The sequence below is a fragment of the Caballeronia novacaledonica genome (assembly GCF_900258035.1).
Taxonomy (GTDB): domain Bacteria; phylum Pseudomonadota; class Gammaproteobacteria; order Burkholderiales; family Burkholderiaceae; genus Caballeronia; species Caballeronia novacaledonica.
On the sequence record NZ_OGTP01000027.1, the window covers coordinates 33,039 to 54,667 of the forward strand.

Below are 21,629 nucleotides of genomic sequence, written 5' to 3' on the forward strand. Positions count from 1 at the left end.
CTACAGAATTCCGGCCTCAACCTCGCTCCCGCTCGTTGCAGGCAGCAGCGTCGTCGAGTCCACCGCATTCTCTGCTGTCGCTTTGCCTCCAGACCTCTTCGTCGCCACTTTCTTGGCGGCAGTCTTCTTGCTCCCAGCTTGCGGTCCCTTCTTTGCCGAGGAAGTCGACTTTTTCGCAGTAACTTTCTTGCCGGCAGAAGTCTTTGCGAACGTCACCGAAGCTTTCTTCGCGACCGCCTTCTTTGCGGATGCAGTGGCTGTCGTCTTCTTCGACGTTGTCTTCTTCACCCCCACCTTCTTCGCCGAAACGGCCTTGGGCGCACTTTCCTTGCCATCAGCAGCCGTGGCCGCAGCGCCGTCAATCAGGAATTTCGTCCTGTCTCTGGCACCAGCCAGCCAACCCGGCGCCTTGCCGCGACCGCTCCACTCTGCACCGCTCTTGGGGTCACGATATTTTGCAGGCTGAGGCCCGCGAACGTAGTTGCCGGCAGGCTTCGCCGAACTTTTATCGACAGCGGGCGCGGTCGTCGCATTGCCGTCAATTAGAAACCGGTCGCGATTTTTAGCACTCGCCAGCCACGCCGGAGCTCTGCCGCGACCACTCCACTCCGCTCCCGACTTAGGGTCGCGGTACAGCGCGGGCTGTGGGCCCTTAACGTAATTGCCGACAGACTCCGGCGACGTTTTGCCTGCAGGCGAGACGCTCGTCGCACTGCCATCAATCAAGAATTTGTCGCGATTCTTTGCGTTTGCAATCCATCCGGGCGCGCGGCCATGTCCGCTCCAAGTCGCTCCAGACTTCGGGTCACGATACTTCGCATTCGACGCTGTCTTGTCCGAAGCTGACGTCATCGCCATTTTGGTGCCACGCTTTTTGTCACCAAACGCAGAACCAAGGTCATCCATTGTTATCCCGTGCTCTGCTATCAGAGCATGAATCTCGGCAATGACTTTCGTCGACTGCTTCTTGGTAATCGCGTCCGCCTGCGCCTGCAGTTTCGCAATCTTCGACTGAATGCTCTTTAGCGTAGCCATGGCTTGTCCCGTTTCGTAATTGCAATCAGCGCACTATGCCATATGCGCAGCGAGCAATGCGAGTCCTCGGCCTAGAGCGATGCTCTAATGAAGCACAAATAGTAGTTTTTTGGACAAGAACAATCGTCGCGAATTTGCTTGCAACGTCATCGTAGCAATTAAGAGCTTTCCTCATTCGGGCTTCACGACCGCAATGCCTCAAGTCAACGACGCAAGCAGCTTCATGAAGTTTCTCTTGGCGCCATACACGTCTCGAATAACGTCGAGTTCCTTCGCGAACTCATTCTGCTCTCCTAGTTCCGTTCTCAGGCTGCGAATCTTTCGCACGATACCGAAAGCCTCATCGTAGCGAGCCTTTCTTGTGCCCTGCTCAGCTGCGATTGGCAACAGACGGTGATAGAGAGCGATTGCATCGCGCGGATGAGTCTTCGCTCGAATTGACGCCATGGTTGCCCACAGACTCGTCGCAACCGGGCCGCCCGCAAAAGCAGCCCAAGCTTTCTCAAAGTCTTTGGAGGCGAGGTAGATTTCGACTATCGTGCTGCGCGACCCCGGGTGGTACCACGTAGACTTATTGACAGCAGCTGCTGCTTCCTCCTTCTTGACCAGCGCCCAAAGAAGGGCGAACGCTCGCTCGCGCGCTTGGTCAATGCTGTCCGTAGACCGTGCCACTTCCATCAGCGCCGCAAATCCATCTGCATCTGGTCGCTGCTCGAAGCGCACCCAGGCGTACAAATTCGCGTCGACCGAGTCACCGCGCCGCAAATATTCCAGGATGCAGAAATCAAGCAGACGTCGGTCCGGGTCTTTGAAGGCGGCGAGCCCTTCCTTGGCCCATCTGAGGCCGTCATCGTACCGCTCATTCTGGGCGCAAATTTCTGCAATCAGCAGATATCGATATGGTACCGAGAGATCCTTCTGTCGAATTGCTATTTGTTCGTCGACGTCGCCGTCGAGCTCGGCAAGCCTGATAGCTGCATGCTCGAGCCGAGTTCGATTGCCATCAAACGACCGGCGCAAACCATCCTTCGGCGAAAGGCTAGGAAATTGGCGCCACGCCTCCTCCACAAGCGCTCGATAGCGCAGCATTCCTCGTTCGCCCAACGGCTCGGCGTACTTGGGCAATACGTCGTAGAACGTGTCCCACGCTCCCTCAGATTGATATCGGAACAAGCGGTCCGCGAGCTTTACTGGGTCCGGAGATGTCTGCTTGCACGCTTCGAGATGAACTGCTGCCAATTCGAGAATTCCAGGCATCACGTCGCCGTTCGAATCATCAATCTGCTCAAGACTTTCTTCGGCGCCGGCGATGGCCAATTCCGCAAGTTCCACCACCTGCGCAGCCGCAGGTCCGCTGAGTCGTAAGCGAAGCGCTTCGGCGAGCGAGAATAGCCCGTCGCCAAATCCACCTGCCTCACGCCAATCAAGCGGTCGACCGATTCTTGTTGCCTCCCTTACGGCGGCTTTCATGCTGGGCAGGTCGTTAGCACTGGCTGCCCGCGCTGCGAAAAGCAGCTTGTCGCGCAGCACCATGTCGCGTTCTACCGCTTCGAGCAACAGTTTGCGTATGGCGTCGTCGTCCAACGTCGCCACGTACTCGGCGATAAGCTCTTCGGCAGTCTTGCGCTTCTTTCTGGTCTTCGTCGGCTCTGATTCATCCGGATGAAAGACCTCAACGCCGGAGTTTTCGAGCCAAGAGAGCGCGACAGCCACGACATGCTTGCAAAAGGTCCCTGACTGCCCAACCGGACAGCTGCATTTGTAGGCGAGTTCTTCGTCGAGTCCGACCGTCAGTTCGACGCTGTAACGGCTCGAACCGTTGACGCTTGCGCGCAATGCTCCATCGCGTTCGTCGAGTCGAGAAACGGCTCCCTCATGGAAGTACGCTTTCCCGCGCGCGAACGTCTTGACGTCGGCGAGAGACTGCACTTCTTCCAATGTCAGCACATCGCGGAGATGAGTTTGGCTGGTCATGAATTCGCGTCGGCGGGTGGTCAATCCACATTGTAGTCAACCCACATCGCGCCCCCATGGCGCCAAGCTTCGGTTGCTCGAGCTTCGCGTTGTCGGCCCTACCGCCAGTTCAGCAGGTGTGATTTGCCGTCGTCGCCGGTAAAGGCACAGGCGGGCGCCCTTCCACGCCATGTCAGCTTTGGGATAGAGGCAGAAAGGCCGCATTGCCTCCACGGTGGTCTTCGGCACGTTTCCGGCGGCGCGTCGTTCATAAGCGACCGTATGTTTTCCACCGGACGGACGTGCCTTGTCCAAGCCCTTAGGCTTTAACCCATCGGCGTACAATTTCTTTGACGACAGCAGAAGGTCACAGCTAGTGCCCAGGCCAGCTATAAACAACAGCCAATTTGGAGCGAGAATCGTCCAGGAACTGCTTCGCGAAACCCGCGTCGTAGGCCTGGCATTCGCGGGCCTCGGCGTGGGCACTGGCGTCGGGCTTTCGGCGACCACCAAGCTTTGGGCGGCCGACGCGGACATTGTTCAGTGGGGCACTGCTTCCGTCACGTGCCTGGCTGCCGGCATGTTCCTAGGCTTCACGCTGGTCGTAGGGTACGGCATCCGTCTGAAAACCACCCACGACCGCCTATGCTCGCTCGGAAGAGACATCGAGGCTTGGTTCACGCGCGCCCACTCAATCAGCGAGCCAGCCGACGTGGAATCGCCAGTTTTCGGAACGGCCGCAAGGCGCGCGCACGCGGATACGTACCCGGGGACGCTTGAGAACGATGTTGAAAAACAGGCCACAGCTCTCCTTGAGCGCTTTATGCTGCCGCGCAAGCAATAATGCTGCATCCCGCACCAAAGTACGATGCGCCTCGCAAAAGAATCTGCCGTCAGTTGCAACCGTAGCCTGTACGACGATTCCACCAGCATATTGCTTCACCTTCGGTGCAAACGAACATGCTGCCAACGGTGTCACATTGAACAGTTGTCTGCCGACGACCATTTGACGTCGGACTGTCTTTTGTCAACTCCGAGTCTGATGACGCGACTGCGCTCTCTATCGCTGCGCGAACCTTCGCGGTCCCCTCGGTTGCCTTCTTTGTCGCAACGCCAGGCGCGACGGTACATGCAGACATGAGGACCGCCAGACAAATCGACACGAGCAAGCGGTTTGCCGTCATCGAAACCATGGTCCCCTCCCGCTCCTTAGTAAACGCGCATTGCGACCCACCATTTGAACGCCAAAACCGCCATAGCCGACATGCAACGATTCTATCCCTGCGTCTGTAATGCAGTTTCAAAAGACCGTTCGAAGATGCTAGGGAAACATCCTACCTGTCGTCGCTTCGCTCCTTTAGGAGCGCTTTTGGACCGCTCTCTCTCTTGCGACGACCGCTTCGCTGAGGCTGTGAGTAGAGCAGCGATAGAGCAACCGATACGGCGCTGCAACAACGATTCCTACGGACTGACGTCAACGTCACAGCTTTCCAGGCGTTAATCAAGGAAGGCGCACAGCCTTACTTTTCCCGGAGAATAGCTATGAACAAGATTATCGCAGTCGCTGTGGCAGCATGTTTCTCGGTCGGAATCGCGTGCGCCCAAACGTCGGCACCTTCCGCCGCGACCGCCAAACCCGCGCCGACGGCGGCAGGGTCGAGCTGTGAGTCGCAGGCAATCGATAAGAACGGAAAACCACTGGCCGGCGCAGCTAAGACCTCCTTCATCAAGAAGTGCGAAGCTGGCAACAAGAGCAATGTCTCCACTGCGTGTGCGAGCAAAGCGGTCGGAAATGACGGCAAGCCACTCGCGGGCGCTGCGAAATCGTCGTTTATGAAAAAGTGTGAGGCCGATGCCGCCAAATAATCCTCGAGCCGAAGAAGACTGGTTTGATGGTCGTTGGCTGCATGCGGCTTGGGGCCAGTCTTCTTTACCGAGGTAGCTTCGGTTCTCGGGTCTTGTTGTTGCCCGTCTTCGTAACGGGCATCGTGGTGCCCGTATTGCCTCACTCACAAACTCTGTCGCTCAAATTCGCGAATAACCCTATTAAATTTTCGTTTTTGGAAGAGCGCTTTGCCCTTCTATTTTTTCAAGGGTGTGTCATAGTTCACCGAGTTGAATACTCGGAGAAGACCATGGCGACACTAGAACAAATCCAGGCGCGAATGAAAAAGCTGCAAGCACAAGCGGAAACCCTTCTCGCCAAGAACGCACAATCCGCAGTCGACCAGATTCGCAAGTTGATGTTGAAGCACGGCCTGACCACCGCCGATATCGAGGCCAGGGCGAAAGCGAAGAGAGACGCGAAGGCAAGCGGTCCCATTCCCGCCGGTCAGAGCGTCAAGGCACCCACCGCTCCTAAAGGCAAGTTGCCCGCAAAATACTTGAATCCAAAAACCGGCGAGACGTGGAGCGGACATGCCAGACCGCCGGCATGGATAAAGGACGTGAAGGACCGCTCAAAATTCCTCATCGATAGCGCCGCCATCACTTCTCCCGCCAAGAAGGGGTCGGCGCGTCTAGAGGCAAGGCTGCAGTTGGCAAAGTGCAATCAAAAAGCGCGGTGCCGGCAAAATACGAGGACCCGAAGTCCGGAGCGACCTGGAGTGGTCGTGGCCCTGCTCCCAAGTGGCTCGCCTCTGCAAAGGACAGAACCAGGTTTCTGATTAAACAAGCCGCCGCCGTTCAGTCCGATGAGTCGGCGACTCGGAAGGCAACCAAGTCGAAGGCCGCAGCGACGGTCGGCGCTACGAGCAAGAAGGTTGGGGTCAAGAAAGTAGTGGCATCAAAGAAAGTTGCAGCCGGAAAGAAGGCCGCAACGAAGACCTCGGCAAGGAGAACCGTCGCCACTGCCAAAAAGGCCTCGGCTCCCAAAACGACCTCCCGCAAGGCCACGCCTACGACGGCCGGGACAATCCCGACGCTTGAAGCACTGAGCATCGCATTGGCGTAGCATTCACGGCAGCGGGCGGCACCTCTCTTTCATTCGGTGGGCCACGGCGTTTTCCGACGACCAGACGCTCACCCTACGTGTCCCGCTTCCTCGCCGGCCAGGCGATAGAGGATTTGGCGCATCAACAGACCGGGCTTGTCCGGGGCGAAGTTCAAGTCGAACTGCGGTTCCGTGTCATTGGAAACGGTCTCGAGAATCCACTCGAGCGCATCGACGTCCTCTTGATAGGCCTTCGACGACGCAGCATAAAGATGCTCGTCGATTGCCTTGTCATCGAGCTTGAAATTCCGGCTGCAGAACCACCAGTAGTGAATCGAACCGTTGGTCTCGGGAGTGAAGATGTGCGTGATATTGAAGCGGTACGTTCGAGGCTGCCCGCTTGGGTCATCGTTATCGATGATACGTGCATAAGCCGTGTGAAGCGCCGGCGATACGAAGCGAGCCTCGGAGAATCGGTCGACGGGCTTTCCCGTCAGTCCTGTGGGCACGCCATAGACTCCGGGCGGAGGAGAGTTGCGGAGCTCACGGTCAATCACGACAACGTCGCCCTCCACACGCACTTTCAGGCGTGACCGGGCGTATTCGGGCGTACCAATGGCACCCGGGTGAAGAAACGGGAAATGAGTTTGGTCGAGAAGGTTCTCGTGCATGGAGACGTAGTCGGACTTCATATGAAAGGTGTCACCGACACTCTTCCATTCAGGGTCTGATAGCCAGTGGGTGTCTGGAACGAGGCTTTCGTCCGCCGCATCCGGCTCGCCCATCCAAATCCAAATGAGCGGGGCACGTTCGACCACCGGAAAGCTGCGCACATTCGCGTTCGTGGGCGTGATGGGCATCGCCGGCATATTCACGCAACGGCCCGACGGGTCGAATTGCATGCCGTGATAGCCGCACACCAAAATGTCGCCGACCAATTTGCCCTTCGCGAGAGGAAACGAGCGATGGGGACAACGGTTCCGAACTGCGACGACCTCGCCTGCCAAAGTGCGGTAAAGCGCGACGTCAACACCGAGCAACCGGCGACTGATGATGTCGCGAGAAACGTCAGAGCTTCTCGCAGCGACGTACCAGCAGTTGCGGACCAAGGGTGTCGAGTGGTCGGCGAAGCCGCCCGGAATGAAACCAGGTACGTCGAAGTCATGTTCCGGTTCTTGATGAGCAACCTTTAGCTTGATATTCATTACCTTCTCCAGAATTTGGTCGGCTTAGGCGTCCAGCACAATTTCGCGACCCTTCGTGCGCGAAACGCAGATACACATTGTGTCGCCGGCGGCCTTCTCTTCGTCCGTCAAGTACCTATCGTTGTGCTGTAGCGCGCCATCGCTCGACACAACCTTGAGCGGACACAAGCCGCATTCGCCTCGACGGCAATCCCAAAGCACGGGGACGCCTGCCGCGTTGAGTGCATCGAGGATGCTGGCGTCCTCGCTAACATGTACCGTTCGACCACTTCGCTGAAGGTGGACATCAAATGCCTGAGGGTTCTCGGCGCGTCCAACACCGAATGCTTCGCTGCGAACGCGGTCCGCATTCCAACCGAGCTGCTCACCTGCCGCATGCGTCGCGACAATCATCGCTCCTGGTCCGCATACGTAGACAGTCGTTCCGTGTTCCTGTTCTTGCAGCAATTTCACGACGTCGAGGACTCCCGCGTCGTCGCTGTAATGGAAAGTGGCTGAACCTGCAGCAACGTTGCCGAGTGCATCGTGATACGCCATCGATTCGCGATTTCGACCGGCGTACACGACCTTGAAAGGACGACGTCGACGAACGAGACTGCGGGCCATCGAGAAAATCGGCGTAATGCCGATGCCACCGGCAATAAGAAGGACTGGGCCATGCCGACGGTCCAAGGGGAAATTGTTCATCGGAGGGGCGATTTCCGCGCGTGTGCCGGGCGCGAATGTCGCGTGGATGTGCGCGGAGCCACGAGTGTCACTATCTCGCTGAACAGCGATGCGATAGGTCGCACGCGGGTCTGCCTCCCTGTCGTCTCCGCCAATGAGCGAATAGTGCCGAACAATCAAGCCTCGCTCCGGCGAAACGGTGTGAATGGCTACGTGTGCGCCGGGGGTGTATTGCGGAAGTGGACGACCGTCAACAGGAGTAAGGAGATACTCCCGCACTCTTTCAGTGAGCTGTCGAACTCGAGTGACTTCGACCTTAATATTACTTTGTGCCATCGCTCTACCTCTTTGCTACAGCGTCGATTGCGTCGACGACGTCCCACACGTTCTTTCGCCTGCGCAGTCGGGACGCGCGAATTTGGTGAATGACGTGACCCAGAATCTAGCTAGGACAACGCGGCCACTCGAAGCCTAGAAATTCGAAGTGGGCAAACGGTGTCTTTGAGGCGCCTGCAGGCTAATGGCCGGCAGTGCGCGCCGAAGCCGTGATTTCATGGCTGTCTCCGAATTAGTTTTTCGTATCGGGGCGTTCAACGATGGTTATCGTTCTCGCATGTGTGTATTCTATTGATGCCAAAGCCGGTCGATTAAAGTTAATTCGACGTTTCTGCGACCGCTTTTTTGCATCAATTGGACGAGTAGGTAGTCACCCTATGGACGTCATCACACACGTACGGACTTTCGTTGCGGTTGTCAAATTCGGTACCTTCGCCGATGCCGCTCGGACGTTGGAAGTCGTGCCTTCGGTCGTGGCACGGCGGATTGCGGCGCTAGAGGGCGAGCTAAAGACGCGACTGTTCGAGCGGAGCACCCGTAGCGTCGCGCTCACTGAGGCAGGCGAAAAGCTTTACGCTCGTGCCGGGGACCTCGTATCCGAGTTTGACGAGCTGCTTACGTCGGTTGAGCGTGACGTCGGTAAGCTCGAAGGGCATTTGCGCGTCATGGCACCGACGACCTTAGCAACACAGGAGCTTGCTCCGGTTTTTTGCGCATTTCTTGCGCGGCATCCCCGAATCACGATGCAATTGGCACTGGTCGACCGTTCTGCAAATCCAGCAGAATCCGGTTTCGACATTGCAATTAGTGGCCGTTTGGCGAGCTACGATGGCGTCGTCGACATCCCGCTACAACCAGTAGGCTCCGTCCTTTGCGCATCTCACGACTATCTGAGCGCTAACAAGCTGCTCACTCACCCCCGGGACCTTGTGACTCATTCGTGCCTGGTCTTCGCACCGATTGGCACGACTTGGAACTTCCAGTCTAGTCGCGGCGTCGTGTCGGTCGATGTCTCGCCTCGACTTCAGGCTGACGACAATCTAACGCTGCTTCGAGCTGCGGTATCCGGTCTGGGTATTGCGCTGTTGCCTAAGTACATCTCGGCACCATCTCTCGAGGCCGGTTCGCTCGTGCGCGTGCTATCCGATTTCGACCCGCAAGAGACCTGGTTCAAGGCGTATGTGCCGCGTCGACGCATGAACGTGGCCCGCGTTAGCGCCCTCCTGGAATGGCTCGCAAAGGAGTGGAAGCCGCCTCGAGCGTGATTTTGCTCGGCACTGCGGCTTCCTCGTCGAGCTAGCGTCAGCAAATCGTTTAGCCGACGTCGTGCGACCGCGGATGGCGACATCATCCGGCAGTACTCGACAGCCGCCTGGCCCGTTAGAAGCGAGTTCGCAAACCTACTCGCGCGATTAACTGATTCGGGCCGTCCGAGGACGCCGTCGGCCCCGTCAGACCCATAATCAGCGCGTTTGCTCCCTCGTTGGCACGCTGATAGACAGTCATCGCATATACGGTCGTCCTCTTCGAGAGGTAATAGTCCGCAGTAAGTCCGAACTGATGGGCGTGATTGTTCGTCACAACCTCATTGCCCTTCATGTAGGCGTAGCTGGCACTCAGGCCGATGTCCGGCCGCACGAGCCAGTTTGCGCCCGTCGAAAATTGATAAACGCTGGCTCCATTACCATTATTCTTGACCGTTACAAACAGCGCGCTCATCAAAACGGGGCCCATTTGGTATCGGGTGCCCACGCCCCAGTTACGGACACTGACCTGCGGTCCGATGACGCCCGCCGTCGTAGGATACTTCACGAAGGTGTACGCTGCGTCGAAGCCGAAATTACCGCGGGCGTAGTCCACCGCAAAGCTTGAGGAATTTCCTGTTCCGACGGAACCGGCAACACCACCGAAGCCGTACATTGCTCCAGCACTCAAGTCGCCAACATTTGGTGTCACATACTTCACCGAGTTTGGAAGGCGCCCAGCCGCGCGGTACCAGTCGAAATCTCCAGTGGGATTGTTTGGAAGAGCGAGCTTCTGAAACGGCCCAGCTCCTTGTCCGTAGAGATGGCTCGTATAAATCGCAGGGTCGTCTTTGCTGTTATAGAGTGCGTCGACCATGAAGTCGTACTGGTTACCTAACGTGAAGGTACCGAATCGGTCATTAGATAATCCGACGAACGCGTTGCGAGTGAACAGGCTTTGACCAGGTAGGAACGCGCCTGAATTCAGCGAAAACTGGTTGACAAGGTTGAAGATGACCTTTGTTCCACCGCCGATGTCTTCCTTTCCAATGAAACCCCACAAGTTCGGCCCGTTAATGCCGTCGTCCGTTTGCCATGCGCTATGTCCGGCGCGGTTGCTAACGTAGGAGATGCCGCTGTCAATCATGCCGAACAGCGTGACACTACTTTGGGCGTATGCCGTCCCAGTACATCCGACACTGAGCACAGCCAAAATGTGAGCGGCAATCTTCTTAGTTTTCACAAAATGTCTCCGATTCTAATTCTGGCTTGGACGCAGAGTGTCCATAGGCGGAGGAAGCTCTCCGGTTCAAAGCGCCCATGTATTATTACGTCATACTTATTTTACGTATCGGCAATTCGGCGCAGCTTAGAATGCGGTTCAGCTACGTCTGCTCCGCTGTCGAGGTCGTATCGACTTGGTCACGCGCAGAGTTGCGCGACAACAGACTCGCCGTAATGGCAAGTCCGGCTAGAACCGCCGGCACTGCGAGCATTCCAACGAGGGCCCCGAAGTTGTAGCCCAGACCGATAAGCAGACCACCGCTTGCCGAGCCCACAATGCTTCCGAAACGTCCAAAAGCAAGCATCCAGCTCACGCCCGTAGCTCGTGCCACCGTCGGATAGCAGACAGGAGCGAATGCGTTAAGACCGGTCTGGGCGCCGTTCATGAAGAAGCCGGCCGCAAACATCCACAACGAGAGAGACGTCGATTGAGCCCCCGCGCTCCCTACGGCGTACACACAAAGCGCGCCACCGATATACGCGGCCGCGATTACCGGGACAGGACGCAAGCGGTCCATTGCCCAGCCTGCCAGGATTGCGCCAGCGATACCGCCCGTCTGAAACATCGCCGTGATGTTTGCTGCCTGCTCGATAGACATGCCGGCGTCTTTAATAAGCATTGGCAGCCAACCAGTAATCAGGTAGATGACCAGCAAGCCCATAAAGTACGTCACCCAGAGGGAGACAGTCGTGACGCGGTAGCCCTGTTCAAAGAGAATGGCAGCGGGTCGCGCGTGAGAAACGGCCGGCTCCGGTGCGAAAAGACGCGTGCCCGGCGCGAAGGTGCAATGACAAACTCGCTGCAGGGTCGCGACAATCTGCTCCATCGGGCGATTGCGCACAAGCATAAATCGCACAGACTCAGGCAACGCCACGATGAGGAATGGGACCAGCGCGAGCGGAACAATCCCACCGAAAATCACCACCGAACGCCAGCCATATCTCGGCACGAGCCAGCCTGCCGCGAAGCCAACCAACGCTGAGCCAACGCCGAAACCGATGAACATCGTCGTAATGAGCAGCGAGCGACGGCGCTGCGGCACATATTCGGCAACAAGAATCGTGGTGTTCGGCATGGCAGCGCCAAGGCCGATGCCAGTCAGGAATCGCAGCACCATCATCTGCGTCACATCCTGCGAAAGCGCCGTGACAATGCTTCCAATTCCGAATAGAAGAACAGAGACGACCAGGACCGCCTTGCGCCCGAGTCGGTCAGACGACGGTCCGGCAATCAATGCGCCCAGCACAAGTCCGAGCGGCGCGGCGCTCATGACGACGCCGAACGTGGATTTTGCGAGTTGCCAGTCGTGGACGATGGACGGAGCAATGAAGCCCATCATTGCAACGTCAATGCCGTCCGCGGCCACGATGAAAAAACACAGGACGACAATCAGCACCTGCTTTGCACTGAGCGACCGTCCGTCAATGAACGACTTTACGTCCACCGCTTGTTGGGGATGATTCACGTCTGTCTCCGTTAATTTGGATTTTGCGCATCTCGATGGGCGCTTGACGTGATTCTATTGATACTTATCAAGGACGATTGAAGCTATTTCGCGGTATCTGCGACTCGTTTTTTGCATCAATCGGCGAACTCGGGCAGGCAGCGAAGGTGCGGCCAGCGTCGCAGCGACTCGTGGCACACTGCTCTTCCGCTGCGCGAAGGTAGCTGGATAAGCACCCAACCGAGCGCGCTTCCAGACCCCGCTACAACGTTTCAGGCCGTGCGCCGCAAAGAGTTGAAGGCGTCGTCGCCGGACCGGAAGCTCCAAGCTCGCTCTCCCGTTCACTGGCATAACGCGATTGGGTCCTTCCTTATCTGGAAGCGCACGCGCGATGTCGTTACTCTTCGCCAATCTTCTCGTGGTGAGCACCGGTGCCCTGCTTCCAATACGCGGACGCACGAATCGCGTGCTTGCCATGGCCTTTTTCGTCGACCAGAACTTGCCGCACTTTCGCGGCAACCTTCGCCTCCGCCGCGCACCACACATATCCTTCGCCCGAAGGGAGTTCGAGCGATGCGATTTGCTGCAGAAGCTCTTCCGAGTCGGGAACCCACAATACGCCAAACGTAGCGTTGCTGCGAAATTGTCGTCTATCCTGGTCCGCCGCCTGTAGCACGACCGTTGCCACGGTTCCGGCTGGCAACTCTTCTAGTCGCCGCGCGATTGCCGGAACTGCGGTGTCGTCGCCTACAAGCAAATGCCACTCGAAGTTGGTTGGGACGATGAACGAACCACGCGGTCCGGCTATGGTAATGCGTTGGCCGACTTCGGCGTTTGAGGCCCACGCTGACGCAAAGCCGTCGCCATGCAGCGAGAACTCAATCGACAGCTCGCGCTTCTTCCGGTCAAAGCTTCGCGGCGTGTAGTCGCGCATCACTTCTGCCCCGTCAGCTCCGGGAAAAATCAGCTTGACGTGGTCGTCGAAAGATTGACTCGTGAAGTCGGCCAACTCCTCCCCAGCGAACGTCACGCGTTTAAAATTCGGAGAAACGTTCACTACGCTCACCACTTCGACCTCGCGACGGCGAGTTTCGTGGCGCACGCGCGTCACTCTGCTGCTGGCTTGTTGCTGTTCCATCTCGGCGCATCCGATAAATGATATTGTCATGTATACTAAAAACTATACATGACATTGTCAAGCGATTGGTAGCCTTTCATTGAACTGTAAAAGACATGAAAACGGTCCCCGAAGACGTCCTCGATTTGCTTCACACGGTCATGCACGAGTACCGTTCGCTTCAATATCGGTTCCTACGTGACGGCCCTTTCGAAATCACCCATATGGACGGAAGAGTGTTGGGGTTTTTTGCGGCCAACCCGGGAGCGACTCAGAAGGAGCTTGCCAAGCATAGTGGCCGTGACCAGGCCCAGCTCGCGCGGCTTATCAAGCGATTGCGTGAGGAAGGCTTGCTCAGTGCGAACGCCGATGCGTCAGACCGGCGCAATGTTCGCCTGTCGCTGACCGAGCGGGGACAAGAGATTGAATCGGCTCTCCGACAACAAGCGAAGCGCCTGTCCAAGAAGGCTGTATCTGGTTTGAGTGCCGATGAGTTGCAGCAGCTCGGGGCATTGCTCAGCACTGTGAGAGACAACTTGGCGGCCGAAGAGTAGGCTCGGACCCGCTCGAATCGCGACTTAGCTTCCGGAGGTGAAAGCGGCGTCGAAACGCGAGGTCGGCGTATCCCAAAGCAGCGAGCGAACGAATTTCACTGCTTCTGCCGCGCCGACCTTGCGCTCCATTCCAGCGTCCTCCCACTCAATCGATATCGGTCCCGCATATCCAATAGAGCGAAGCGCGCGGAAGGCGTCTTCCCACGGGACGTCGCCACGGCCAGTGCTAACAAAGTCCCAACCCCTTCTCGGGTCTCCCCAAGAGAGATGCGAGCCCATCACGCCGGCGCGACCGTTCCTGGGACGCAGACGGGTGTCCTTGCAATCGACGTGAAAGATGCGGTCCTTGAAGTCAATGATGAAGGCAACCGGGTCGATGTTCTGCCACATCATGTGCGACGGGTCCCAATTGAAACCAAATGCCTTGCGATGGCCGATGGCGTCCAACGTTCGCACGCTTGACCAGTAGTCGTATGCAATCTCACTCGGATGTACTTCGTGTGCAAAGCGAACTCCCTCCGCATCGAAGACGTCGAGAATGGGATTCCAGCGCTTCGCGAAGTCCTCATATCCTGCGTCGACGACGGACTCAGGAACTGGCGGGAACATCGCCACATATTGCCAAATCTTCGAGCCAGTGAAGCCCACCACAGTGTCGACGTTTAGCTTTCGAGCCACCTTAGCAGTCAGCCTGATTTCCTCTGCTGCCCGACTGCGCACTCCTTCTGCGTCGCCGTCACCCCACACGTTCGGCCGGACGATTGCCTTGTGTCGGAAATCAATGGGGTCGTCGCAAACTGCCTGGCCCGCGAGATGGTTTGAGATGGCGAACAATTGCAGATTGTGACGCTCAAGAATCTGGCGACGACTGTCAAGGTACTTTTGGTCTTCTGCAGCACGCCAAACGTCAAGGTGGTCGCCTGAGCATGCCAGCTCCAGGCCGTCGTATCCCCACTCAGAAGCAAGCTTCGCAACCTCTTCGAGCGGAAGGTCGGCCCATTGACCCGTGAAGAGTGTCACAGGTGTCTTCGTATCTTGCATCGATTCTCCCTTTCCGAAAGGCTAGTACGAACTTCAGCATTAAGCCGATTTTCGCGGTGTCTTTGCCCTATACCGTCACCCATGAGCCAGATTTGGCTGATGCGACTACGGCATCCACAATTAAAGCCGAGCGCACGCCGTCGTCGAACGTCGGCAGGCCGTCCCGATGTTCGCCGCGAACGGTCGCATAGGTATCTGCGACGAAATTCTCGAAGCATTGCGCGTAACCGTGGGCATGGCCTGGAGGGAGTGAGGAAAGCCGTCGTTGTTCAGCAGAACCGGTCGCCGGGCTCCGATGCAGGATTTGTGCAGCGTCCTCCGTGCCAATCCAGACCGTCTCCGGATTCTCTTGGTCGAACACGGCGGACTGCTTTTCGCCGTCAAATTCAAACCACAACCTGTTTTTGCGACCGGCCGAAACTTGCGAGACCGTCACCGAACCAAGGACACCTGCCCCCGTACGGAACATTACCGTCGCGGCATCTTCGGTGTCGACAGCCCTCATCTCAGAGTCAGACGGTTGACCAGCGAAGGTCGCGGTCGATGTGATGGGCCGTTGTTCGACGGTGGTAGTCATTGCCGCGCAAAGCGACGCTATCCGCTCGCCCGTAATGAATTCCATCAAGTCACACCAGTGAGACCCGATGTCAGCGAACGTTCGGGACGGACCACCAGTGGACGAATCAACTCTCCAGCTCGTTGCAAACGGCGAAAGCAACCAGTCCTGCAAATAACTGCCATGGAGAAGCTGCCACCTACCGAATTCGCCTGCCTCGACGCGTGCCCTGATTTCCCGCACCAGAGGGTGGAAGCGATAGACGAACGGGACAGTTGCGATTCGACCGCGACTCTTAGCAGAATCGCTAAGCCGCTGCGCAGTCGCGCTGTCCACTGCCAGAGGCTTTTCGCAGATGACGTGGGCGCCCACCTCGATAGCCGCTTCCACATGTTCGGCATGTAGCGCGTTTGGACTGCACACATGCACTACATCTGGAGCTATCGAAACCAATTCGCTGATGGACGTGATGGGTGATGTTTTCCAGCGCTCTGCCGCGATTCTCGAACGCGCCGGCGTCGATGCCATAGCACCGACAACACGTGCACCAGCCAGCAGGGCCGCTCTCCTGTGGACCTCTGCAATCATACCGGCCCCAAGAATCGCGACACGCAAGTCGGCGTTTCTGTCCTGCGATAAGTCTTCGTGCTGCATGATTGGTCAGTGCGTTGCAGGTTGGGTTTGTCCGGCGAGCGGGAGTTCAGCGAACTCGATGAACGCCGGGTCTCGCACGCTTGCGTCACTCAAAGCCTGCAGATTTCCCGTTTCGCGGTCTACCGAGTAGGACCGAACCAAATTCGCGGGTCGGTCGGCAACGAGCATGAAGCTCCCACTGGGGTCGAAGGCGAAGGAACGTGCAGCGAGTCCGGGATGAATGGACTTGCTTATAGAGACATGGCCGCGTCGGGTAAGCCTTCCGGTCGGCGTCACCTCGAACCACGCAACTGAGTCTTCGCCGCGATTGTTCACATAGACGAACTTGCCGTCTGGATGAACGCGGACATCCGCCGGCTCGTTGAGTCCCGAATGCGCATCTGCAACCGTCGACACCCTATCGAGCAATATCAGACGGCCCGTCGCCGCATCAAAATCGAACGAAGCAAGTTCGGACGAAAATTCACATGTAACGAAGGCGCGACCCGTTGAAGCGTCGAAGGCAACATGACGAGGACCAATTTCGTCTTCGAAGCGGAATGAACTGACTTCGACAAGCTCTGACGACAGCCGATAGACATAGATTTGGTCCGTGCCCTTATCGCAGACGACGATGAATTGACCGCTCGGGTCAAGCGTTGCACAGTGAGCATGCGCACTGGACTGCGCGTGTCCACCAGCCTGCGGAGAGCTGTTGGGGTCTCTGCCGTGCCCTGGCAACACTTTCACGTCCCGGATGCCATCGAGCCTTCCATCATCCGCAACTTGGAACATAATGACGGTGGAATCGTCATACACGTATTCGGTGCCCCACTCTCCGTTAGGCCATTGAATCACGCGCTCCACATGCGTGAAGTCCCCATGATTTGCCGTGACCAAGAGCCGCCTCGACTCGCTGAACGAGAGATAGGTCGGCATTGGGCCAGGAGCCAGGTACGAGTTTTTCCAATTCAGGCTTCCATCGCGGGCGTTGACCGAGAACGAATGTACGCTCGCGGCCGGTCCCACTGGACCACGCCCGTCAGTCTTTCGTTCATCGACGGAAAACAAAGTCTTCAGCGACGGCGAGTAGACCAGATAACCAGCTTGCTGTGGTTCGAGAACCCGACTGGTCTCATTCAAGTGGCGACCATCGGGGCTTACAGCAAGCACGTGAATACCGCCGGAACCGCTTCCGGCAGTGGCATAGCATCCAACGTAGGCTATCAGTTTCTTCGAGGGTCGACCATTATCGGCAGCCATGTCAGTGACTCAGCAATCGACTGAGCATCTCTTGATGCCGGCGCACCTGGTCGACTTCACTCTTCATGTCCTCGCGACCACGGTCTTGATAGTAGCGTTGGCCTTCGTACTCAGAGTTGATGTATCCGTCGAAGCCGCCATCTTTCAAGGCCGAAATTGCGGACTTGTAGTCGATAGCGATATCCTGAAACTGGCCAGGTTTGCCAGGGACTTCGGACATGTTGTAGAACTTGCCGTGCACGCCAACCACGCTCCCGGCGATTTGACGCAGCGTCTCTGCGGACGTGCGCGAAAGCATCAGTGCTTCGGCCACGACAGTGTAGTCGAGCTCCTGCGCGTTCTCTATCTGTTCATCGGCGAAGCGCTTCACCGCACCGAAAACCGTCGCGATGCCCGCTTCACATTCGCCTGTTTTAAGGAAGCGGGTGAACGCCGACCGCACGTTGCCAGCTGTGTAGTTCATCAAGTCCGAGACCTCGAAATCGACGTCACCCGCGTCAATCTTTTCCGCCAGTTCGACTGACGCATCGCAGGCGGCAGACTGGGCACCCTTGCGCTCAAACGAGCCCAGCAATGCTTCCGAAGGACGAGTCTGGAAGATGCCGAGGTCCGGAACGATTCCGAGGTGTCTCGTGCCCGTCTTCGTAACGTAGTCCAGGATTTCGGTGACCTGTTGGCCCTCCAGGCGCATCGGCTGATGAATCTCCTTGCCGAGGCGGATGTCGAGGGACTCAGCAAGAGGTAACGCGCTAATCAAAATCTCGATGGGAACGACGGAGAGGACACGTACATTCTTGAAGCCCAGCGTCTTTGCGAGACGGATGTCGTGACGAAGTCGGTCCGCACACTCCTCGTACGTCATCACATGGTCGCGGAACTGCAGCACGTCCATTCCGACGTCCATTGTTACCGGCGTCGTGCCGTATTTTTCCATCCAACCGAACCACTGCTTGAGGAACTCGTCGCGCGGGTTGGGGTAACGCAACGACATCTCGTCAATTATTTCGATGCCGTCTGCGCCGCGGAGGTTTTGGCCAACCTCGCGAATCTGTGCCTCCAAGTCGAGTTCCTTGAAGAACTGCGACTGCTGGAAGCTGTACAGGGAAACACCACGTTTGATAGCCATTAAACCTTCTCCTGCGTGTTCAATGTCAAGCTGTAAGTAACGATTTGCGGGGCCTTGTCCGACCCAGCTCCGGACCCCGGCTTTGGCGGGTTGCGCACCCACTCTTCGTCAGTGGGTAAGTAGCCATACGCTGCAAGCACCGACTGCTGGAACCGAATCTCATGCTCACCTTCCGCCAACCCGCCTGGCGCATCGACGTGCAAGATGCCTTCGTCGTCGTAATCCCAGTGCTCATGCACAGCGGTGCGAATCTCATCGAAGCTGCGAGGCGCTTTACCATTGACCGCGAAAGACTGGGTAGACACCGAGTACTCAGTGCCATCCACCGAGATGTAGTAGCCGTTGTGCAACGACAGATAGCAGCCGCGATAGTTTGCATGCCGCACGGCGAGTTCAAAGCCAATCACCTTCCCGTCCTTCTCAACGTTACGAAGACTGTCCGGGCGAATCAGAAAATTTTCAAACATTCCACAACCTCGTTCAAGTTCAGTTCAAGGCGAAACGGACGGAGGTTTTCCATTTCAATCCATCCCGCACGCACGACGCTGTTTCCCGCTCACGTAGCGGCATCTGCCTCAACGGGTTCTTGCTCTTTGGAAGGTTTGAAGAACGCAATCCAGAGCACTGCGGTAACCACCGCGGCGACAATCGGAACAAGCCAGATGTACGTCCATGCTGCCGCGCCCGCCTCGGGATGCTGAGCAACAGTAGCCCCGAAGATGGTTCCGGAGATGTATGAGCCAGCCGCGCTGCCGAAGCCAGAGATAGCCATGATTAGCCAGCTCTGCGCTTGTACCTTCAGCTCTGGCGGGGTCATGCGGTCAATGTACATCGCGCTGAGAATCAGGAAGAAATCGTTGCAGATTCCGTGCAGAGCGACGCCGATGATTGCAAGGTTGGGTTGATGCTCCGCGGCCAGGGCAAACAAGATGAATCGAACGCCCCACATCCCCATTCCCAACAGGAGCGCCCACTTAAGGCCGAGCTTACGCAGCACGAATGGCACGCTGATAATGAAGATGACCTCGGAGGCTTGCCCAATTGCCAGTACGCCGGCGACGTTCGAAATGCCCAACGCACCGAGATATGGGGACGCAAACGAGTTGTAGACACCGAGCGATATGGAGGTGAGGAAAGCGCAGAAAATCAACGTCGCGAAGTTTCTGTCCTTGAAGAGGACGAAAGACTTCGAGCCAATGAGGTCGCCGATGGAGAACTTCGCGTTTTTCGCGGACGGCGGCGTGGAAGGCAGCGTAAAGGAATACACGCCGAGAACGAAGCTGACAACCGCCGCGAAAGTGAACACGCCCGTTGAAGCAGACAGTCCCATTGCACCGACTGTCAGGCCAGCAATCACCCACCCGACCGTCGCAAAGATTCGAAGGTACGGAAATGCCTTTTCGCTCTTACCCAGATGGCGAAACGCAATCGAGTTCGTCAATCCGAGCGTGGGCTGGAAGCAGAGCATGTAGGCAAAGATGGCGATGAGCGTCATCTTCGCATCGCCCGCTTTGACGAGTGCCGGCAGCGCGAGCATTAGAGCGCCGCCAAGCAAGTGCGTCAGTCCAAGCAGCTTCTGCGAGGAAAGGTAACGGTCGCCAATGGCACCAAGGAAGACCGGCGACACGACGGCAGCCACCGCGCTTAACGAATAGGCTGGCCCGATGATAGCTGGAAGCTTGTAGGTTGCCAGAACAAGTCCGAGTGTCGCAAACCACGAACCGAACAAAATGAACTCGAGCAGCATCATGATGCTCAGGCGAAGAAATGTAGCTTTTGCATGTGAAGCTTGGTTCGCGTACGACGAATCTGACGAGGTGCCGCTACCTGCGTGAATCATTATCCGCCTCCAATCATTCACTTAATGAATGATTTTAATTGTTAATTCACATGTACTATGGACTTTTCGAACGTTCATTGCAAGACGTAGTTGCGGCACCTCGGGTTGATGCGGATGCCCGAGCCGCTGGGCGTGGTTCGATTCGAGAAGGTCGGTTTTAGAAGTAGTGAATCATCCCGACGTAAGCGCCTGACTGGCTGTGACCCTTTGGCGGGTTACCAGTAGCAACAGAATCGCCTGCCGGGTTGATAGCGAAGAGCGAGAAGTTGGCGGTGCTGCTGTTTCGCACCATGGCAAACTGAGTGCTCAATACCGTCCGCTTCGAGAGCTTGTAGGCGGCGCCGACGCTGTACATGTTCGCGTTTCCGCCATCGTTGTTCGCGTTGATGTGATAGACCGCACCGGTCACGGAGAACGCATCGGTCGCCTGCCAGTTCACACCGGCCCACATGTGGTCCGTTGTGGTGGGCAAGCCCGCACCCAAGGCCGAGATTCCGGAGGTCCGCGAAGCTTGGTAAGCCGCTTGGAGCTTCACGGGGCCGAGAAAGACGTTTGTTGCGAGGGTGTACTCGCGTGAATACTGGAAGGGGTCGTCCAGCTTGCCAGTTTGCGGGTTCCTTGTTTCATCGTAGAGCGCGCGAACTTGGAACGCCGCGCTGGTGTAAGTAACGTAGAAACCGTCGTTACGGCCGTCTGAGGTTGTCCCGTTGCCGTTCCAGCTGGTCGAATTCGACAACGCGTACTGCGCGGAAAAATCGAAGCCGCCGAATTTCGGAGAGTCGTAATTCACAGCGTTATTGGTGAATGGCCAGTTGCGGCCACGTACTAGCGACGCCGAAGCCCATGGAGACTGCCCGAACGGGTCAAAGTCCCACACAGCGTTCGAGATAAACAGTTGGTGCCCGAGGGTTAGCGTTCCGAAGCGGTCATTCGAGACACCGACAGTTGAGAAACGGTTGAAGAAACCGGGACCTGCCAAGGTTCCGTTGTTGGCGAGGAACTGCATTTCGAGGTGGAATAATACTTTGGTACCACCACCAATGTCCTCCGTGCCCTTCAGGCCAAACATACTGACACCACCGTCCCCACTCTCTTGCGAGAAGCGGTTCCCTGTCCCGGTCGGTGCGCCATTCGCATTGGGACCCGTCGGCTGACCATTCACCCACTCAACGCCTGCGTCGATTCGTCCATACATCTGCACGCTACTCTGAGCTTGTGCGAGCTCCGGGACTGCAAGTGCGGCGGCAATCATCGAGCCGATTACAAAATGCTTCTTATTGAACATTGGCGTCTCCGTCTGAATATCTTGTGGGTTACTCGGCCAAATTAAGCGGCCGTTAGTTCGTTGTACTGATTTAGTAAGTGAGGGCTGCAGTGGGGCTTTTTTGGCTTTAGTACG

The 21,629-nt window shown here is 57.1% G+C and carries 20 protein-coding genes; 6 read left to right on the forward strand and 14 right to left on the reverse strand.

The window, feature by feature from the left end:
• Together NOV72_RS27195 and NOV72_RS27200 are read right to left on the reverse strand one after the other, a co-directional pair.
• Entirely contained in the window at nt 1–1,035 is a 1,035-nt protein-coding gene (locus NOV72_RS27195; RefSeq protein ID WP_106857631.1) for an H-NS family nucleoid-associated regulatory protein, read from the reverse strand.
• A gap of 198 nt (nt 1,036–1,233) precedes the next feature.
• Nucleotides 1,234–3,009, reverse strand: coding sequence for an SWIM zinc finger family protein (locus NOV72_RS27200; RefSeq protein ID WP_106857632.1), 1,776 nt, complete (start codon nt 3,007–3,009; stop codon nt 1,234–1,236).
• Nucleotides 3,010–3,295: 286 nt separating this feature from the next.
• Here NOV72_RS27200 and NOV72_RS27205 point away from each other — a divergent pair, with 286 nt between their 5' ends.
• The 4 genes from NOV72_RS27205 to NOV72_RS32860 all read left to right on the forward strand — a co-directional run bounded on the left by NOV72_RS27205 (nt 3,296) and on the right by NOV72_RS32860 (nt 5,941).
• Nucleotides 3,296–3,832, forward strand: a complete 537-nt coding sequence (locus NOV72_RS27205; protein WP_146150051.1) for a hypothetical protein — start codon at nt 3,296–3,298, stop codon at nt 3,830–3,832.
• Between the two features lie 698 nt (nt 3,833–4,530).
• Nucleotides 4,531–4,854, forward strand: coding sequence for a hypothetical protein (locus NOV72_RS27210; RefSeq protein ID WP_106857634.1), 324 nt, complete (start codon nt 4,531–4,533; stop codon nt 4,852–4,854).
• A 26-nt stretch (nt 4,855–4,880) separates the two neighbouring features.
• Nucleotides 4,881–5,654 (forward strand): H-NS histone family protein, encoded by a 774-nt coding sequence (locus NOV72_RS27215; RefSeq protein ID WP_245933172.1) that lies wholly within the window; start codon nt 4,881–4,883, stop codon nt 5,652–5,654.
• Nucleotides 5,552–5,941, forward strand: a complete 390-nt coding sequence (locus NOV72_RS32860; RefSeq protein WP_245933167.1) for an H-NS family nucleoid-associated regulatory protein — start codon at nt 5,552–5,554, stop codon at nt 5,939–5,941. Before NOV72_RS27215 ends, NOV72_RS32860 begins: the two co-directional genes overlap by 103 nt.
• Nucleotides 5,942–6,009: 68 nt before the next feature.
• Here NOV72_RS32860 and NOV72_RS27225 read toward each other — a convergent pair whose 3' ends face one another.
• Entirely contained in the window at nt 6,010–7,125 is a 1,116-nt protein-coding gene (locus tag NOV72_RS27225; protein WP_106857636.1) for an aromatic ring-hydroxylating oxygenase subunit alpha, read from the reverse strand.
• Between the two features lie 24 nt (nt 7,126–7,149).
• Nucleotides 7,150–8,127, reverse strand: a complete 978-nt coding sequence (locus NOV72_RS27230; RefSeq protein WP_106857637.1) for a PDR/VanB family oxidoreductase — start codon at nt 8,125–8,127, stop codon at nt 7,150–7,152.
• 377 nt (nt 8,128–8,504) lie between these two features.
• Here NOV72_RS27230 and NOV72_RS27235 point away from each other — a divergent pair, with 377 nt between their 5' ends.
• On the forward strand, nt 8,505–9,392 hold the full coding sequence (locus NOV72_RS27235) for a LysR family transcriptional regulator (RefSeq protein ID WP_181291165.1): 888 nt from the start codon (nt 8,505–8,507) through the stop codon (nt 9,390–9,392).
• A gap of 115 nt (nt 9,393–9,507) precedes the next feature.
• On the opposite strand, the gene NOV72_RS27240 is transcribed toward NOV72_RS27235, so the two are convergent.
• The 3 genes from NOV72_RS27240 to NOV72_RS27250 form a co-directional block, all read right to left on the reverse strand.
• Entirely contained in the window at nt 9,508–10,599 is a 1,092-nt protein-coding gene (locus NOV72_RS27240; RefSeq protein ID WP_106857665.1) for a porin, read from the reverse strand.
• 157 nt (nt 10,600–10,756) lie between these two features.
• Nucleotides 10,757–12,121: an MFS transporter gene (locus NOV72_RS27245; protein ID WP_106857639.1), complete on the reverse strand. Its 1,365-nt coding sequence runs from the start codon at nt 12,119–12,121 to the stop codon at nt 10,757–10,759.
• Between the two features lie 376 nt (nt 12,122–12,497).
• Entirely contained in the window at nt 12,498–13,238 is a 741-nt protein-coding gene (locus NOV72_RS27250) for a siderophore-interacting protein (RefSeq protein WP_106857666.1), read from the reverse strand.
• Nucleotides 13,239–13,333: 95 nt separating this feature from the next.
• On the opposite strand from NOV72_RS27250, the gene NOV72_RS27255 reads away from it, so the two are divergent.
• Nucleotides 13,334–13,771 (forward strand): MarR family winged helix-turn-helix transcriptional regulator, encoded by a 438-nt coding sequence (locus tag NOV72_RS27255; RefSeq protein WP_106857640.1) that lies wholly within the window; start codon nt 13,334–13,336, stop codon nt 13,769–13,771.
• A 24-nt stretch (nt 13,772–13,795) separates the two neighbouring features.
• Here the strand turns inward: NOV72_RS27255 and NOV72_RS27260 are convergent, their stop codons facing one another.
• The 7 genes from NOV72_RS27260 to NOV72_RS27290 form a co-directional block, all read right to left on the reverse strand.
• Nucleotides 13,796–14,812, reverse strand: coding sequence for a sugar phosphate isomerase/epimerase family protein (locus tag NOV72_RS27260; RefSeq protein ID WP_181291166.1), 1,017 nt, complete (start codon nt 14,810–14,812; stop codon nt 13,796–13,798).
• Between the two features lie 67 nt (nt 14,813–14,879).
• Nucleotides 14,880–16,022, reverse strand: a complete 1,143-nt coding sequence (locus NOV72_RS27265) for a Gfo/Idh/MocA family protein (protein ID WP_106857641.1) — start codon at nt 16,020–16,022, stop codon at nt 14,880–14,882.
• Between the two features lie 6 nt (nt 16,023–16,028).
• Complete coding sequence (locus tag NOV72_RS27270; protein ID WP_106857642.1) at nt 16,029–17,264, reverse strand: lactonase family protein; 1,236 nt, start codon at nt 17,262–17,264, stop codon at nt 16,029–16,031.
• Between the two features lies 1 nt (nt 17,265).
• Nucleotides 17,266–18,390: a sugar phosphate isomerase/epimerase gene (locus tag NOV72_RS27275; protein ID WP_216858896.1), complete on the reverse strand. Its 1,125-nt coding sequence runs from the start codon at nt 18,388–18,390 to the stop codon at nt 17,266–17,268.
• A complete protein-coding gene (locus NOV72_RS27280; protein ID WP_106857643.1) occupies nt 18,390–18,857 on the reverse strand; it encodes a C-glycoside deglycosidase beta subunit domain-containing protein in 468 nt (155 codons plus the stop codon). Before NOV72_RS27280 ends, NOV72_RS27275 begins: the two co-directional genes overlap by 1 nt.
• Nucleotides 18,858–18,946: 89 nt before the next feature.
• Complete coding sequence (locus NOV72_RS27285; RefSeq protein ID WP_106857644.1) at nt 18,947–20,230, reverse strand: MFS transporter; 1,284 nt, start codon at nt 20,228–20,230, stop codon at nt 18,947–18,949.
• A gap of 157 nt (nt 20,231–20,387) precedes the next feature.
• The gene (locus NOV72_RS27290) at nt 20,388–21,515 is read right to left on the reverse strand and encodes a porin (RefSeq protein WP_106857645.1); all 1,128 of its coding nucleotides are present in this window, start codon (nt 21,513–21,515) and stop codon (nt 20,388–20,390) included.
• Between the last annotated feature and the right edge of the window lie 114 nt (nt 21,516–21,629).